This window comes from Nocardia wallacei, assembly GCF_029868745.1.
Taxonomy (GTDB): domain Bacteria; phylum Actinomycetota; class Actinomycetes; order Mycobacteriales; family Mycobacteriaceae; genus Nocardia; species Nocardia wallacei_B.
The window spans coordinates 36,380-52,429 of record NZ_JARWOP010000250.1 but is presented as its reverse complement, the minus strand read 5'-3'; the positions used below and the strand labels follow the sequence as shown (position 1 = coordinate 52,429).

Annotated in this window: 16 protein-coding genes; 12 read left to right on the top strand and 4 right to left on the bottom strand. The window is 70.9% G+C overall.

Features of this window, described 5'->3' with window-relative positions; translation table 11 throughout:
* The first annotated feature begins 300 nt into the window (after positions 1–300).
* The 8 genes from QH470_RS22430 (at position 301) to QH470_RS22395 (ending at position 8,464) form a co-directional block, all read left to right on the top strand.
* Positions 301–594, top strand: a complete 294-nt coding sequence (locus QH470_RS22430; protein WP_280274319.1) for a hypothetical protein — start codon at positions 301–303, stop codon at positions 592–594.
* Positions 591–1,415: an orotidine-5'-phosphate decarboxylase gene (pyrF, locus tag QH470_RS22425; protein ID WP_280274318.1), complete on the top strand. Its 825-nt coding sequence runs from the start codon at positions 591–593 to the stop codon at positions 1,413–1,415. The genes QH470_RS22430 and pyrF overlap by 4 nt, the downstream gene beginning before the upstream one ends.
* 582 nt (positions 1,416–1,997) lie before the next feature.
* Positions 1,998–2,315: an integration host factor, actinobacterial type gene (gene mihF, locus QH470_RS22420; RefSeq protein WP_068018717.1), complete on the top strand. Its 318-nt coding sequence runs from the start codon at positions 1,998–2,000 to the stop codon at positions 2,313–2,315.
* Positions 2,316–2,322: 7 nt separating this feature from the next.
* Positions 2,323–2,904 (top strand): guanylate kinase, encoded by a 582-nt coding sequence (gene gmk / locus QH470_RS22415; RefSeq protein ID WP_187688400.1) that lies wholly within the window; start codon positions 2,323–2,325, stop codon positions 2,902–2,904.
* 79 nt (positions 2,905–2,983) lie between these two features.
* Positions 2,984–3,259, top strand: coding sequence for a DNA-directed RNA polymerase subunit omega (gene rpoZ / locus QH470_RS22410; RefSeq protein ID WP_280274317.1), 276 nt, complete (start codon positions 2,984–2,986; stop codon positions 3,257–3,259).
* Positions 3,260–3,310: 51 nt separating this feature from the next.
* Complete coding sequence (gene coaBC, locus QH470_RS22405; protein WP_280274316.1) at positions 3,311–4,528, top strand: bifunctional phosphopantothenoylcysteine decarboxylase/phosphopantothenate--cysteine ligase CoaBC; 1,218 nt, start codon at positions 3,311–3,313, stop codon at positions 4,526–4,528.
* Positions 4,529–4,796: 268 nt separating this feature from the next.
* Positions 4,797–6,011, top strand: a complete 1,215-nt coding sequence (gene metK / locus QH470_RS22400) for a methionine adenosyltransferase (protein WP_280274315.1) — start codon at positions 4,797–4,799, stop codon at positions 6,009–6,011.
* Positions 6,012–6,142: 131 nt separating this feature from the next.
* Positions 6,143–8,464, top strand: coding sequence for a primosomal protein N' (locus QH470_RS22395; RefSeq protein ID WP_280274324.1), 2,322 nt, complete (start codon positions 6,143–6,145; stop codon positions 8,462–8,464).
* Positions 8,465–8,543: 79 nt separating this feature from the next.
* Here the strand turns inward: QH470_RS22395 and QH470_RS22390 are convergent, their stop codons facing one another.
* Positions 8,544–9,590, bottom strand: a complete 1,047-nt coding sequence (locus QH470_RS22390) for a methyltransferase (RefSeq protein ID WP_280274314.1) — start codon at positions 9,588–9,590, stop codon at positions 8,544–8,546.
* Positions 9,591–9,665: 75 nt separating this feature from the next.
* Complete coding sequence (locus QH470_RS22385; RefSeq protein WP_280274313.1) at positions 9,666–10,340, bottom strand: VC0807 family protein; 675 nt, start codon at positions 10,338–10,340, stop codon at positions 9,666–9,668.
* A 138-nt stretch (positions 10,341–10,478) separates the two neighbouring features.
* Here QH470_RS22385 and QH470_RS22380 point away from each other — a divergent pair, with 138 nt between their 5' ends.
* Together QH470_RS22380 and QH470_RS22375 are read left to right on the top strand one after the other, a co-directional pair.
* On the top strand, positions 10,479–11,636 hold the full coding sequence (locus QH470_RS22380; RefSeq protein WP_280274312.1) for a sensor histidine kinase: 1,158 nt from the start codon (positions 10,479–10,481) through the stop codon (positions 11,634–11,636).
* The gene (locus tag QH470_RS22375) at positions 11,633–12,307 is read left to right on the top strand and encodes a response regulator (protein ID WP_280274311.1); all 675 of its coding nucleotides are present in this window, start codon (positions 11,633–11,635) and stop codon (positions 12,305–12,307) included. Before QH470_RS22380 ends, QH470_RS22375 begins: the two co-directional genes overlap by 4 nt.
* 34 nt (positions 12,308–12,341) lie before the next feature.
* Here QH470_RS22375 and QH470_RS22370 read toward each other — a convergent pair whose 3' ends face one another.
* Complete coding sequence (locus tag QH470_RS22370) at positions 12,342–13,184, bottom strand: NAD(P)H-binding protein (RefSeq protein WP_280274310.1); 843 nt, start codon at positions 13,182–13,184, stop codon at positions 12,342–12,344.
* A 76-nt stretch (positions 13,185–13,260) separates the two neighbouring features.
* On the opposite strand from QH470_RS22370, the gene QH470_RS22365 reads away from it, so the two are divergent.
* Positions 13,261–13,842: a TetR/AcrR family transcriptional regulator gene (locus QH470_RS22365; RefSeq protein ID WP_280274309.1), complete on the top strand. Its 582-nt coding sequence runs from the start codon at positions 13,261–13,263 to the stop codon at positions 13,840–13,842.
* Positions 13,843–13,845: 3 nt separating this feature from the next.
* On the opposite strand, the gene QH470_RS22360 is transcribed toward QH470_RS22365, so the two are convergent.
* Positions 13,846–14,535 (bottom strand): TetR/AcrR family transcriptional regulator, encoded by a 690-nt coding sequence (locus QH470_RS22360; RefSeq protein WP_280274308.1) that lies wholly within the window; start codon positions 14,533–14,535, stop codon positions 13,846–13,848.
* A gap of 71 nt (positions 14,536–14,606) precedes the next feature.
* Between QH470_RS22360 and QH470_RS22355 the strand changes: the two genes are divergently transcribed.
* The gene (locus QH470_RS22355) at positions 14,607–16,037 is read left to right on the top strand and encodes a carotenoid oxygenase family protein (protein WP_280274307.1); all 1,431 of its coding nucleotides are present in this window, start codon (positions 14,607–14,609) and stop codon (positions 16,035–16,037) included.
* Positions 16,038–16,050 lie beyond the last annotated feature (13 nt).

The window sequence follows — 16,050 nt, the reverse complement described above, 5'->3', positions numbered from 1 at the left end:
CCGCGGCGCGTTCTGGGGGCGCGGCTGGCTTCGGCGCCAGGAACCGGCGCGGTCCCGGTCCGCCTCGGCCAGGCCCGACCCCGACGCTCGGGCCGGAGACGACTCCGTGACTCTCGCCGCCTCTTCCGGAGCGTCCTCACTCACAGCGTCGGATGTCGTTGCGGCGGCGGGGGGTTTCGGCGGGCCCCCCGGGGGTTTGGGGGGGCACCGCTCCGGGTTGGCGCTGGACTAGTCAGCCGGGGGCGCCGCGCTATCGACGGCGCGGTGGTGTCCCGGCCCGGGGGCGGGGACGTCCGGCCGATGCGGAAGGTGGGCGGTTACAGCACCGTCGGCTTCCGCGCGACGCCACCCATCGACCGCAAGCCGCCGGCCGATACGGAGATCACGCCGACCGAGCGCGAACTGGCGGCGATCGATCGCGAACTCGCCGCCATCGACCGTGAGCTGGCGGCCGCGGACCGGGAGCTGGCGGGTTCGGGCACGGCCTCCGAGGCCCGGCTCGCCGGGGTTCCCGAGGCGTTCGCCGGTGTGCCCGGCCTCGCCGCGGTCGCCGACGTGCCGCCGGGCGCGCGGCTCGCCGCGGCCCACCGATGACATCGTTCGGCGCGCGGCTGCGGCAGGCGATGCGGCAGCACGGCCCGCTGTGCGTCGGTATCGATCCGCACCCCCAGTTGCTGCGCGACTGGGAGCTGTCGGAGGACATCGATGGCCTGAAACGGTTCGCCGACGCGTGCGTGGACGCCTTCGCGGGCCGGGTCGCCCTGGTCAAACCGCAGGTGGCCTTCTTCGAGACGTACGGCTCCGGCGGTTTCATGGTCCTCGAGGACACCATCGCCGCGCTGCGCGACGCCGGCACCCTGGTGCTCGCCGACGCCAAACGCGGCGACATCGGCTCCACCATGGCCGCCTACGCCGCGGCCTGGCTCGGTGACGGTCCGCTGGGCAGCGACGCCGTCACGGTGTCGCCGTATCTCGGATTCGGTTCGCTCGCACCGGCATTGGAGCTGGCCGAGACGAACCGCCGCGGCCTGTTCGTGCTGGCGGCCACCTCCAATCCGGAGGCCGCCGGTCTGCAGCGCACCGTCACCCCCGACGGCCGGACCGTCGCCCAGGGCATGGTCGACGACGCCGCGGTACGCAATGTGGGCGCCGCGTTCGGCTCGGTCGGGGTCGTCGTGGGCGCCACGCTGACCGAGATCCCGAACCTCTCGCTGCTCAACGGTCCGATCCTGATGCCGGGCGTGGGCGCTCAGGGCGGGGGACCGGAGTCCGTCCGTGCCCTGGTTCCGGCGGGCAGCCATGCCGCGGTGTTGCCCAACGTGTCCCGGGAGCTGCTACGCGCCGGGCCGGACGTGCTCGCGCTGTGCGAGCGGCTCGAGCAACTCCGCGACGATTTCGCGTTTCTCCAGGCCTGAGTTTGTCACCGTCCGGGTCTCCACACGGGAGGCCCCGGACGGTGGCGGTCGCTCCGCGAATCGACGAAACTGGTCTGTTTGCGAATATGGGCCCGCTAGTCTTCGCGCCGCCTTCGGCCGTGCGGGAATTACACCCATGTGTTTTCCGCTGTCAGCGCGCCGCGGAGGCCCCGGCGCGCGGCCTCCTGATCGGATTCCGGCACCGCTCTCGTGACCCAGATCAGGTGCCTCGAAGCGCGACACGCAGGCACGAAAACGCGCGACACGCCGAAAAATCAAGAAAAGTCCTGGTCGCGCGATAACGGGCCGATTACGACCGCTTCGGTCACTCGCCCAATCGGTCATCCGCCCGGTAGCGGACCGAATAACCGCAGGCCACGCGGCTGCGAGCGGATCCGGCGGTAGGATCAGCGCTACCGGCCCAAGCGTGCGCGATGGTCCGCCCGGGTGCCCGCCACCCCGCCCGAATCCCGCGCTGACCTGGGGGGTGGGTTCGCAATCGGCACGCCGCGTGGGTACGGTCGCACAGACCGCCGGGTTACCGGCGGGAGATTTAGCAATGAACGATGAGACGGAGGAACCGTGGCCCTTCCCCAGCTGACTGACGAGCAGCGCGCCGCTGCTTTGGAGAAGGCGGCTGCCGCTCGCCGCGCTCGGGCAGAGCTCAAGGAGCGCTTGAAGCGTGGCGGCACCGACCTGAAGACGGTCCTGAAGGATGCCGAGACCGACGAGGTCCTGGGCAAGATGAAGGTGTCGGCGCTGCTGGAGGCCCTGCCCAAGGTCGGCAAGGTCAAGGCGGCGGAGATCATGAGCGAGCTGGAGATCGCTCCGACGCGGCGCCTGCGCGGTCTGGGTGACCGCCAGCGCAAGGCGTTGCTGGCGAAGTTCGACCAAGCCTGATCCGAGGGTGGTCGAGCATTCGCAGAAGGGTCGGCTGGTAGTACTGGTCGGCCCCTCGGCCGTCGGCAAGTCCACCGTGGTCCGCTGTGTCCGCGAGCGGCTGCCCGACCTGGTTTTCAGTGTGTCGGCCACCACCCGGGCCCCGCGGCCCGGGGAGGTCGACGGCCGGGACTACCGGTTCGTGACCAGGGCCGAGTTCGACGCCATGATCGAACAGGGGGAATTGCTCGAGTGGGCCGATATCCACGGCGGCCTGCAACGGTCCGGCACCCCGGCCGCACCCGTACGGGCGGCGCTCGCCGCCAACCTGCCCGTGCTCGTGGAGGTGGACCTGGCGGGGGCGCGGCAGATCCGCACCACCATGCCGGAGGCCCTCCTGGTCTTCCTGGCGCCGCCCAGCTGGGACGAACTGGTGGCCCGGCTGACCGGCCGCGGCACCGAATCGCCCGAGGTCATCGAGCGCCGGCTGCAAACCGCGAGGACCGAACTCGCCGCATGTGACGAGTTCGACACCGTGATCGTGAACGACGACCTGACCAGCGCCTGTGAGCAGTTGGTATCGTTGTTCGTTAGCACAAATTCGAGATGAGGGCGACGGATTCGTCCCGTCGCCGCCGAATGTGCCGCAAGACCCCGATTTCCCACCACGACCCGCAGGAGCCTCCCCAGTGAGCGACACCAAGAGCGTGCCCGCGTACGACACTCCGATCGGCCTCACCAACCCGCCGATCGATGAGCTGCTCGAGCGCACGTCGTCCAAGTACGCGCTGGTCATCTACGCGGCCAAGCGGGCGCGTCAGATCAACGACTACTACAACCAGCTCGGCGACGGCATCCTCGAATACGTGGGCCCGCTGGTCGAGCCGGGCCTGCAGGAGAAGCCGCTGTCGGTGGCGATGCGCGAGATCCACGCCGACCTGCTCGAGCACTCCGAAGGCGAGTGAGCTAGCGGCGTCGCCGCCCACCCATCTCCACCGGACGAAGAGGCTTAGTAGATGCGGATCGTTGTCGGCGTGGGCGGCGGGATCGCCGCCTACAAGGCCTGCTCGCTCGTTCGCAAGTTCACCGAGACCGGGCACGACGTCCGGGTGATCCCCACCGAGTCGGCGCTGCAGTTCGTCGGCCGGGCGACCTTCGAGGCGCTGTCGGGCAACCCCGTGCACACCGGCGTCTTCTCCGACGTGCCCGAGGTGCCGCACGTGCGACTCGGCCAGGAAGCCGATCTGGTCGTGATCGCCCCGGCGACGGCCGACCTGATGGCCCGCTCGGCCATGGGCCGCGCCGACGATCTGCTCACCGCGACTCTGCTGACCGCACGATGTCCCGTGCTGTTCGCCCCGGCCATGCACACCGAGATGTGGGAGCACCCGGCCACGGTGGCGAACGTCGCGACCCTGCGGGCGCACGGCGCGATCGTCATGGAACCGGCCGCGGGCCGGCTGACCGGCGCCGACACCGGCCCGGGGCGGCTGCCCGAGCCCGAGGAGATCTTCGCGCTGGCGTCGCTGCTGCTGGAGCGCTCCGACGCCATCCCGCGCGACCTGGCCGGCCGCCGGATCGTGGTCTCCGCGGGCGGTACCCGCGAGCCGCTGGATCCGGTGCGCTTCCTGGGCAATCGCAGTTCCGGGAAGCAGGGTTTCGCGCTGGCCCGGCTGGCCGCGCAGCGCGGCGCGCACGTCACGCTGGTCGCGGGCAACACCATCGGCCTCGAACCGCCCGCCGCGGTGGAAATGGTGCACGTCACCACCGCCGAACAGCTCGGCGTCGCGGTCGACAAGCACGCGGTCGGCGCCGACGCGGTGATCATGGCCGCCGCGGTGGCCGACTTCCGGCCCACCAATGTCGCCGCGGCCAAGATCAAGAAGGGTGTGGACGAGCCGGACCGGATCGACCTCACCAAGAATCGCGACATCCTGGCCGGTCTGGTGCAGGCCCGGCACGACGGGCACCTGCCCGGACTGGCCATCGTCGGCTTCGCCGCGGAGACCGGCGACGAGCACGGCGACGTGCTCACCCACGCGCGCGCCAAACTCGAGCGGAAGGGCTGCGACCTGCTGGTGGTCAACGCGGTCGGCGAGGGTAAGGCGTTCGAGGTGGACAACAACGACGGCTGGCTGCTCGGGGCCGACGGCACCGAGCAGGCTCTCGACCACGGGTCGAAGCTGCTGCTGGCCAGTCGCGTGCTGGATGCGCTGGGACCGTTGTTGCGCTGAGGCGCAAACGGTTTCGGCCTAGCATGCAAATACGCGTTCGGTGCACAATGGCATCGAGCGCGATATTGCACCGACTGCCGAAACGGAGCCCTGTGGAGGCGGTAGCGGGTGGCGACGGCGGTAGTTGCTGGTGACGGCAGTGCCGCGGTGCGCTGGGACCGTGCCGCGTCGGTGGTTTGGAATAGTCTGAGGTAAAGGGTTGTGCTGTGGCGCGAGTTCGCTACTGTCGCAACTCGGTACCAGACCCGTTGAGGGAGAGGGAAAAACTGTGCGCACGTCCGGTAGCCGGCTATTCACTAGCGAGTCCGTGACCGAGGGTCATCCCGATAAGATCTGTGATGCCATCAGCGATTCCGTCCTCGATGCGCTGCTCGCGCAGGACCCCCGCAGCCGCGTCGCGGTGGAGACCTTGGTGACGACAGGCCAGGTGCACGTCGCGGGCGAGGTCACCACCGAGGCCTACGCCGACATCCCGACCATCGTGCGCGAGAAGGTGCTCGAGATCGGATACGACTCGTCCGCAAAGGGTTTCGACGGCGCCTCCTGCGGCGTGAACGTCGCGATCGGCGCGCAGTCGCCGGATATCGCCCAGGGTGTGGACACCTCGCACGAGGCCCGCGTCGGCGGTTCCGACGACGAGATCGAGCGCCAGGGCGCCGGCGACCAGGGCCTGATGTTCGGCTACGCCACCCGGGAGACCCCGGAGCTGATGCCGCTGCCGATCGCGCTGGCGCACCGGCTGTCGCGGCGGCTCACCGAGGTCCGCAAGTCCGGCGTGCTGCCGTACCTGCGTCCCGATGGCAAGACGCAGGTCACCATCGAGTACGACGGCACCAAGCCGGTCCGGCTGGACACGGTGGTGCTGTCCACCCAGCACGCCGCCGACATCGACCTGGACAACCTGCTCGCCCCCGACATCCGCGAGAAGGTCGTCGAGTCCGTGCTGGCCGATCTGGAACTGCCCGAGCCGCTCAACACCTCCGACTTCCGCCTGCTGGTGAACCCGACCGGCAAGTTCGTGCTCGGCGGTCCGATGGGCGACGCCGGTCTCACCGGCCGCAAGATCATCGTCGACACCTACGGCGGCATGGCCCGCCACGGCGGCGGCGCGTTCTCGGGCAAAGATCCGTCGAAGGTGGACCGCTCGGCCGCCTACGCCATGCGGTGGGTCGCCAAGAACGTCGTCGCGGCCGAGCTCGCCGAGCGGGTCGAGGTGCAGGTCGCCTACGCCATCGGCAAGGCCGCGCCGGTGGGCCTGTTCGTGGAGACGTTCGGCACCGAGCAGGTGGATCCGGCCAAGATCTCCGCCGCCATCGCCGAGGTGTTCGACCTACGGCCGGGCGCGATCATTCGCGACCTGGACCTGCTGCGCCCGATCTACGCGCCCACCGCGGCGTACGGCCACTTCGGCCGTACCGATATCGAGCTGCCGTGGGAGAGCACCGACCGCGCCGGCAAGCTGCGCGCGGCCGTGGGGCTGTGATCGTGGCCGTCGACGGTGCCGGGCTGTAATTGACCGAGGCCGTGCCCGAGGCGGCAGCCGCGAAGACCCGCAAGGGTAAGCAGGCTGCCGCCGCCGTCGCCTCGGCACGCCCCATCGCGCGGGTGCTGCCGATGCTGGAACCCGCCCACCTCGACCGGGACTTCGACTACCTGGTCCCCGCGGACATGGACGCGCTCGCCCAGCCGGGTGTGCGCGTCCGTGTGCGTTTCTCGGGCCGGCTGATCGACGGCTTCCTTCTGGACCGCCTCGACCACACCGACCACACCGGAAAGCTGATGAGGCTGGAGCGCGTGGTCTCCGGCGAGCAGGTCCTCACCCCCGAAATCCTCCGCCTCGCCACCGCGGTCGCCTCCCGCTGCGCAGGCACCCGCGCCGACGTCCTCCGCCTGGCAATCCCTCCGCGGCACGCCAAGGTGGAATCGGAAAAGCCACGGGGACAGCGCGATTCGGGTGACTCCGCGGACGAGCCTCCGGCCGGTGAAAACAGCACCGGCCCACTGGATTCGGAGTCCCCTTCCGTCGCAGCGCAGGGTCAGGCGGAGACTGCGGCGTCCTCCGACTCGGCGGCGGGCGACGATGTGGAGGCCGAAACGGCTTCGCCCGTTGATCTTTCGCGGTACTCGGGGTGGGAGAAGTATCGGCACGGGATTTCGTTCCTGGGTGCGCTGGCGGGAGGGAAAGGACCGCGGGCGGCATGGCAGGCGGTGCCGGGGGAGGAGTGGGCGCGGCGGCTGGCCGAGTTGGCGGCGGTGGTGGTGGGGAGTGGGCGCAGTGCCGTGCTGATCGTGCCCGATCAGCGGGATCTGGACCGGGTGTCCGCGGCGTGCGCGGAGTTGGTGGGGGATGCGGCGGTCGGGCTGGCCGCCGGGCTCGGGCCCGCGGCGCGCTATCGGCGGTGGCTGGCGGCGTTGCGGGGCACCGCCCGGGTGGTGATCGGTACGCGCAGTGCGGTTTTCGCGCCGGCGCGGGATCTCGGCCTGATTGCTATCTGGGACGACGGGGACGACACCTACGCCGAACCCCGGGCGCCGTACCCGCACGCGCGGGAGGTGGCGATGCTGCGCGCGCACGAGACCGGCGCCGCGTTCGTGGCGGGCGGGTTCGCGCGGACCGCCGAGATTCAGGCCGTCGTGGCCTCCGGGTGGGCGCACGATCTGGTCGCCGATCGCGCGGTCGTGCGGCAGTGCGCGCCGCGGATCAGTGCACCCGGTGACAGTGATGTCGCCCTGGAACGGGACCCGGTCGCACAGGCCGTGCGGATTCCGGCGGTGGCGTTCACCGCGGCCCGTAAGGCACTCGCCGCCGGGCAGCCGGTCCTCGTCCAAGTGCCGCGCCGCGGCTACGTGCCCGCCCTCGCCTGTGCCAAGTGCCGTACCCCCGCCCGTTGCCGACACTGCAACGGGCCCCTGGCGCTGCCCGATACCGACGGCTCCCGATCTACGAGAGGTCCCGCGCCACAACGCAACCCCGCCGCGCGCCGCGGCCGCACGGGCACCGACACCGGGGCACCTGCGCGCGCGGTGCCCCTCGGCGGGACCGACGCGGCGACCGGAACACAGCAGGAGTTGGCCGCGTGGCCGCAACCCGGGACCGCCGCGGCGTCTCCGCCCTCGGCGCGTGAGTTGGGAGTCGCGTTGTCGCGCAGCGCTTCCGGGCCGGTGGCGCACAGTCCGAGCTGCCGGTGGTGCGGGAAGACCGAGCCGGTGTTCCGGTGCGGGGCGTGTGGGTCGCGGGCGTTGCGCGCGGTGGTCATCGGGGCGGCGCGAACGGCGGAGGAGCTGGGCCGGGCGTTTCCCGAGGTGCCGATCCGGACGTCGGGCGGTGCGGCCGTGCTGGATTCGGTGTCCGGCGAGGCGCAGGTGGTGGTGGCGACCATCGGCGCCGAGCCGGCGGCCCCGGGCGGCTACGGGGTGGCGCTGCTGCTCGACGGCTGGGCGCTGCTGGGGCGTGCCGACCTGCGGGCGGCGGAGGACGCCCTGCGACGCTGGATGTCGGCCGCGACGCTGGTGCGGTCGTCCGGACAGGTGATCGTCATGGCCGAACCGTCCGTGCCCACCGTGCAGGCGCTGGTGCGCTGGGATCCGTTGGGACACGCCAGGTTCGAGCTCGAGTCCCGCATCGAGGTGCGCTTTCCGCCCGCCGTCCGCTTCGCCGCGATCGACGGTACGACCGAGTCCATCGCCGAATTGCTCAGGGAGGCGCAGCTTCCCGAGGGCGTGGAGATTCTCGGCCCGGTGCCGCTGCCGCCCGGGGCCCGGAAACCGTTCTCCTCCGGCGATTCCCCGGCCGAGGTGGAACGCATGATCCTGCGCGTCGACCGCGCCCACGGCGCCGCTCTGTCCCGTGCCCTGGGCGCCGCACAAGCCGTGCGCAGCACCCACCGTTCGGACGCGCCGCTGCGAGTGCAGATAGACCCGATCGATATCGGCTGAGCGAGCCCGCCTCATACCTCGGTGAACCTGCGCGATCACAGCGGACAGGACGCTCGTACTCGAGGCGCCCGATCGCGCGTCAGCGGCGGGCGCACTCCAGCACGAGGTGGCCGAGCGGGGTGTCTCGGACCCCGATCACGTCGAGCCCGGCCGCGGTGGCGAGTGCCCGGTAGCCGTCGGCGGTGCGTTCGCTGCCGCCGCTGAGGACCAGCATCCGCAAATTCATCTCGGCGAGGACGGCGGGATCGGAGCCCGAACTGCCGTTGCCCTCGATGACCACCACACGCCCCCGCGGCCCGGCCGCGTCCGCGCACCGCCGCAGGATCCGCACCGCGTCCTCGTCGCCCCAATCATGCAGCACCCGCTTGAGTACGTAGGCGTCCCCGCCCTCGGGCAACGGCTCGAAGAAGCTCTGCCCGGCGAACTCACAGCGCGCGTCCAACCCGCGCTCGGCCAGATACGCCCGGCCCCGGCCGACCGTCTCCGGGAGGTCCACGATCGTCGCGCGCACTTCCGGGTGGCCGGTCAGTACCTCGGCGACCAGGGCGCCGGTCCCGCCGCCCACGTCGATCACGTGCCGCACACCCGACCAGTCGTAGCCGTCCGCCGCGTCGGCGACGTACTCCGCCCCCGCGGCCATGAGTGCGTCGAATGAGGCACTCACCTGCGGATGGTTGTCGAGGTAGCGCCAGAACGGGTCGCCGAAGACCGTCTCCCACGCCGTCCTGCCGGTGCGGACGGTGTGCAGCAGACCCGTGAACGCCAGGTCCATCTGACCGCCGAAACCGTTGAGATCCAGCCACTCTCGCATTCCGGACGGATGGCCGGAGGCCAGTAGTGCCGCCGGCTCGTTGACCGCGTACCGGCCCGGCTCCGCTTCCGCGAACACGCCCCGGCACACCAGATGGCGCAGCATCCGCTCGAGCGCTACGGCGTCGGTACCGGAGCTGCGGGCGAGTTCGTCGGCGGACAGGGCGCCGTCGGCCAGGAGATCGGTCAGTCGCAGCGTGGCGGCCACCCGCATCGCCATCGGCGTGACCAGGTCGGTCAGCGGCGCCAGCACTGCCCACGCCGTATCCCACGGCGCCGACTGTGCGGGCTCGTCCGCGGTGGTGTTCACGTCCACGGCACTCTCCTTTCGCGGCTTGCCCCCGGAAGGTATCCGCCGATTCTCCGGCCGGCTTGGACGAATGGGAACCCCTCAGCTCACCGCCGCGAGCCGCGATCGCATGTCGAGCCGCCGCCGACCGCGCAGTGTGTACACCACGAGCAGCCCGATGATCACCCACTGCACCGGATTCATCAGGGCGACCGTCACCGAGACCGGCAGCGAGTAGATCAGCACCAGCCGCAGCGCGGCATCCGCGGCGAGCCCGGCGCCCCACACCGCGGTCGAGGTGCGGAACACGTGCTGCACCTCGGAGTCACTGTGCCACAACGCATCCCAGCGTGCGGCCGAGTCCGCGCCGGGCGCGTGCATACGCTGCGCCAGCCCGTACATGGCGGGGCGGCCCACCACACAGCTGCCGAGCAGCAGGGCGCTGATCACCGCCGAACTGACGGGATCCTTCACCAGCAGCATCCGCTCGTCGCCGCCGATCAGCGCGAGCGCCAGCCCGAGCAGGTTCAGCGCGAACGCGAACGCCGCCAGCCCGTCGACCTTGCGCTGCGCCGCCGCGACACCGACCGCCCACAGCCCCGAGACGACCGTCGAACACAACAGCGCGGCGTAGTCGCTGTATCCGGCGCCGGTCAGCAGGTAGTAGACGGCCGGCGACAGCCCGATGCTCGCGGCGACGAACAACAGGTTGCGGGCCCGTCCCGGCCGCGGCTCGGCTGCGGTTGTCGGAAACTCTTGGGAGACGCTGTGATTCATGGCTGGAACGCTATCGGCCGCACCGTGCCTGCCGCCTGGGTGCGGGGGTGGAGATCGGAATCTCCACCCGGGGGCCGAGTTCGCCTCCGTCCGCGGCCGCAAGGATGCTGGTGGAGGAGACGACCGCGAAGGAGAGCGATGCGAGGGCTACGGCGCGCCGTGCGGGTGCTGTTCGGCGGCGACCCGGAATCCAGCCCGCTCACGCAGCTGATCGGCACGATGTTGCTGGCGGCGAACCTGCTGTTCAATCACCGCCCGCCGGTGCCGGTGTGGCTGTGGTGGACGCTCGGCGCGACCTACGCCTGCTGGGTGCTGTTCACCGTGGGCATCGCCCGGTGGCCGCGCCCGGCCTTCGCGGCGCTGGTGTGCTGTGCCCTGATCAGCGCGGCGGCGGTGGGACCGGCGCCGGACTCGTCGGTGCTCGTCATGCTGTGCGTGGCGGTCAGCGTCCTCGCCCAGCATCTGGTGCCGAGCGTCGCCGCCATTCTGGTCGTCTTCGCGGGGTGTCAGGTCGCGCTCGTCGCCGGCGGGCTGATCGCGGGGCGGTCGGCGGGGACGGTGGCCGCGCATGTCGCGATCCTCGTCATTCTGGTGCTGCTGGGCCTGTATCGGCGGCAGTACCGGATGCGGGTCCGGGAAACCGAGATGCTGCTGGAGCAGACGCGGCGCGCCCAGCACGAACACGCCCGCGCCGCCGCCCTGGACGAGCGGGCGCGCATCGCCCGCGAGATGCACGACGTGCTCGCGCATTCGCTCGGCGCGCTCACGGTGCAGTTGGAGGTCGCCGAGGGCCTACTCAGCGAGAAGGGCGATGTGGACGGCGCGCTGGCCCGCCTGCGGCAATCGCGCCGGCTCGCCGCCGACGGCCTCGCCGAGGCCGGTAGCGCGGTGGCCGCCTTACGCAGCGACGTGCCGCCGCTGCCGGAAGCGATCCACGAGCTGGTGGAAAGCTATCGGCGCGACCATCGGCTGCGGGTGAGCTGCCGGGTCGACGGTCCGGCGCGGGCGGTCGGCCCGGCGTCCACGGTGTCGCTGCTGCGCGCCGCGCGCGAGGCCCTGACCAACGCGGGCAAACACGCGCCGGGCGAATCCGTGACCCTGACCCTGGAATTCACGTACGGCCGGGTGCGGCTGACGGTGCGAAACCCGTTGGCGGCCACGGCGTTATCGGATCGGCCGAACGGCGGTGGGTATGGTCTGATCGGAATGCGTGAGCGGATCGCGCTGGTCGGCGGCACGCTGTCCGCCGGTCCGGACGGCGACGGCTGGCTGGTGACGGCGGAGGTTCCGGAGTGAGCGGGCAACGGTCCGGCGACCCGATCCGGGTCCTGGTGGTGGACGATCAGCAGATCATGCGGGAGGGGCTGGTCGCGCTGCTCGGTCTCGTCGACGAGGTGGCGGTGGTCGGCGCGGTCGGCGACGGCGAGCAGGCGGTGCGCGCGGTCGCCGACCTCACTCCGGAGGTGGTGCTCATGGATCTGCGGATGCCGGTGCTCGACGGCGTCGAGGCGACCCGCCGGATCGCCGAGCGCCACCCGGCCACCGCGGTGCTCGTGCTGACCACCTACGCCGACGACGAGTCCATCGTGAGCGCGCTGCGGGCCGGCGCGCGCGGCTATCTGACCAAGGACGCCGGCCGGGTGGAGATCGCGGCGGCCATCCGCGCCGCGGCCGCCGGGCAGTCGACCTTCGACGCCACCGTGTCCCAGCGGCTGGTGGCCGCGCTGTCGCGCCCCGAGCCGCCGAGCCGTCCGGCCACCCGCCCCGACGGGCTGACCGGACGCGAGGCGGAGGTGCTCGGCCTGATCGGCCGGGGCCTGAACAATGCCGAGATCGCCGCCGCCCTGTTCGTCGGGGAGGCCACGGTCAAAACCCACATCAACAACGCCTTCGCGAAGATCGGCGCCCGCAACCGCGCCGACGCCGTCCGCTACGCCTACCGTCACGGCCTCGCCGAACCGCACTGACTCAGCGCGCTGCGGAGTACCACGCGCGGACTCGTCAGCGGAAGGCGGCGATATTGGCGCGCACCCAGGTGGCGTAATCCGTTGCGGGACGGTCGAGTACGCGCTCGATGTCGGGGCTGATCGCGAGTTCGGGCGGAGTCGGCTCGCCGAGAATCGACAGCGTGTCCTCGGCGACGGGACCCGGCATGAACTCGGTCATGGCGGCGAACGCCTGCGCCCGAGTGAGCTCGGCGAACCGCACCGGCTCGCCGAGTTCGGACTCCAAGGCGCGGGCCTGTTCTCGCGGCGTGACGAGGCGTGGGCCCGTGAGGGTGTAGACCTTCCCGGCATGCTCGCCCGAGCGTAGGGCCGCCGCGGCCACGGCGGCGATGTCGGCGGGGTCGACATGCGGCAGCCCGGTCTCGCCGAACGGCGCGAAAACCGAGCGCTCGGCGCGGACGGAATCGGCCCACGCGAACGAGTTGGAGAAGAACCCGCCGGGCCGGAGCACCGTCCATTCCAGTTCGGAGTCCCGCAGCGCGGCCTCGAAATCCACCAGGCGCGTGGCGGACACCCGTCCCGGCCGTGTCACCACCGACAGCGACGACACCAGCACCACCCGCCGCACCCCGGCGTCCGCGACGATCCGGACCACCTCGGCCGGATCCGGACCGGTGAACCCCAATTCGCCACTGAGGAGCAGGAACAGCGCATCGGCACCGGCGAACGCGGGCGCCAACTCGGCTGTCCGCGCGAGATCGGCGCGCCGATGCTCGACCCCGTCCGGCAGGGACACCGCACTGCCGCGCGACACCGCCACCACCTTCTCGCCCGCGTCGGCGAGGAGCGGTACGAGAGTGCGCCCGATGTTTCCGGTCGCTCCGGTCACCACGATCATTGTTCGACTCCTGAGTTAGTTGACTGACTAAATCGACAGTAGGGCCCGCGACCGCTGTTTGTCTATAGTTAGTTGGGTGACCAACTCAGTGGAGAAGGCGAAGCGCGGGAAGCGCGAGCGGCTCGTCGCGGCGGCGGCGCAGGTCTTCCACGAGCGCGGCGTGGAGAAGACGACCATCGCCGACATCGCGAGCGTGGCCGATGTGCCGGTCGGCAACGTCTACTACTACTTCAAGACCAAGGATCAGCTGGTGCGGGCGGCGATCGGGGCGCACGACGACTACCTGCGCGAGCTGATCGCCGAACTCGAGCGCCACGACGCCCCGGCCGACCGGCTCAAGGCGCTGATCCGGGGCTGGGTCGACCAGCGCGAGATCGCGGCCCGATTCGGTTGTCCCTCCGGCACTCTGGCCGCCGAACTGGACAAGCGGGCCGACGGACTGGACGGGGAAATGGCCGAGGTCATGGGACGGTTGATCGACTGGGCGCGGGCGCAGTTCGAGGCCATGGGCCGTGCCGACGCCGATCAGTTGGCCGTCGCCCTGGTGGCTTCGTACCAGGGAATCTCGTTGCTCACCAATACTTTCCGTGATCCGGAGCTGATGGCGGTCGAGGGCCGCCGCCTGGAACGCTGGATCGACGACCTCGCCGCGGCGTAGCGCTCAATCCCGGGCGATCAGCGTTCCGGCCCGCTCCAGGGACCGTTCGATCTCGGCGCGCGTGCCGCCCATGCCGACCAGGAGATCCACCGTCGCGGGGCCGAGAACCGTTGTCAGACTGCTGTTCTCGGCGCCCAGGTAGCCGCTCAGATCCAGCATGACGGTGCCGTGCATGAGGGCCCATACCCGTGCCGCCGCCTGCCGGGCGGGTGTGGGGGTCAGATGCCCGCCGTCGATCATCCGCTCGACGGCGCCCACCAACTGCTCGAAGGTCTCCGCCCCGACGGCCTCGGCGACCGGCCCGGCGGTGAAATCGCGGTCCAGTGGATGCTCGGTCTGCTCCGCGGTGAGGCCGAACATCAGCCGGTATCGCTGCGGGCTGGCCAGCGCGTAACGGCGGTAGGCGTAGCCCATGGCGAAGAAGTCGGCGACCGGGTCGTCGGTGGGCGGCGTCCCGGCCAATGCCGCGCCGAACTGTGTGAACGCTTCGGCCGCAACGGCTTTCAGCAGGCCGTTCATGCCGCCGAAATGCGTGTAGACCGTCATCGTGGAGGCGCCGGCCGCGGCCGCCACCCGCCGGGTCTGCAGGGCCTCGGGGCCGCCCTCCTCGAGCAGCCGCAGGCCGGACTCCACCAGCCGGTCGCGCATGGCCGCGCCCCGGCGTCGGGTCGCGGCGTCCGAGCGGGAATTCACGGTTGCCTCACCTCCATAACGAGGTTATTCTAGGCCACATAACTCGGTTATGTTTCTGTGGGGAGCTTGATATGGGCAATCGCTACCTCGAGGGCGTTTTCGCCCCCGTGCAGCGCGAATACACGTTGACCGATCTCCCGGTCACGGGCGCCATTCCGGACCACCTCGACGGCAGGTATCTGCGCAACGGCCCGAACCCGGTCGGCGAGCTGGATCCCGCTCTGTACCATTGGTTTTCCGGTGACGGCATGGTGCACGGGATACGCCTGCGCGACGGGCGGGCGGAGTGGTATCGCAACCGCTGGGTTCGCGGCCCGGTCACCTCCGTCGCGCTGGGCGAGACGCCGGTGGTCCGCGGAGTGTCGGGCATCGGGGCGAACACGAATGTCATCGGGCATGCCGGGCGGACCCTGGCGCTGGTCGAGGCGGGTTTGGCCAATTACGAGCTGACCGAGGAACTGGAGACGACCGGGGTCTGCGATTTCGGCGGCACGCTCAGCGGCGGGTACACCGCCCATCCCAAACGCGACCCCGATACCGGCGAACTGCACGCGGTGTCGTACTCCTTCCGGTCCGGAAATACCGTGCGGTACTCGGTGATCGGTACGGACGGCCGGGCTCGGCGCACCGTCGACATCCAGGTCGGCGGCGCGCCGATGATGCACGACTTCTCGCTGACCGAGAAGTACGTGGTGCTCTACGACCTCCCGGTGACGCTGGATCCCCGGCTGTCGGCCGAGATGGCGGTTCCGCGCGGGTTGCGGTTGCCGGCGCGGCTGCTGCTGTCCGCGCTGATCGGCCGGATCCGGCTGCCGAATCCGCCGGTGTCGCAGCGGCACGAGCCGCCGCGGGATCGACGCCTCCCGTACGCGTGGAATCCCCGCTACCAGGCCAGGATCGGGATCATGCCGCGCGAGGGCGGCAATGCCGACGTCCGCTGGTTCGAGATCGAGCCCTGCTACGTCTTCCATCCGCTCAACGCCTACGACGACGGCGACACCGTCGTGCTGGACGTGGTGCGCCATCCCAAGATGTTCGACACCGACCGCCTCGGCCCCAGCGACGGCGCGCCGACCCTGGACCGCTGGGAGGTCGACCTGAACGCGGGGAAGGTCCGGCAGCACCGCTTCGACGACCGGGCGCAGGAGTTTCCGCGCATCGATGAGCGCCGCGTCGGCAAACGGCATCGCTACGGGTACGCACCGGCGGTCCGCGGTGGCGGCGACGGCGATTCGGTGCTCTACAAGCACGACCTCGTCACCGGCGTCACCGCACAGCGCTCGTTCGGTGCGGGAAAGGGGTTGGGCGAGTTCGTGTTCCAGGCCTCCGGGCCGGATGCCGCGGAGGACGACGGGGTGCTGATGGGCTTCGTGTACGACGCTCCGAGTGATCGCAGCGAATTGGCGATCCTCGACGCCGGAACCCTCGAGACGGTCGCGAGCGTCCAACTGCCGCATCGGGTCCCCGCCGGATTCCACGGCAGTTGGATCCCGGCCGCCTGATCGGAGCATCCGG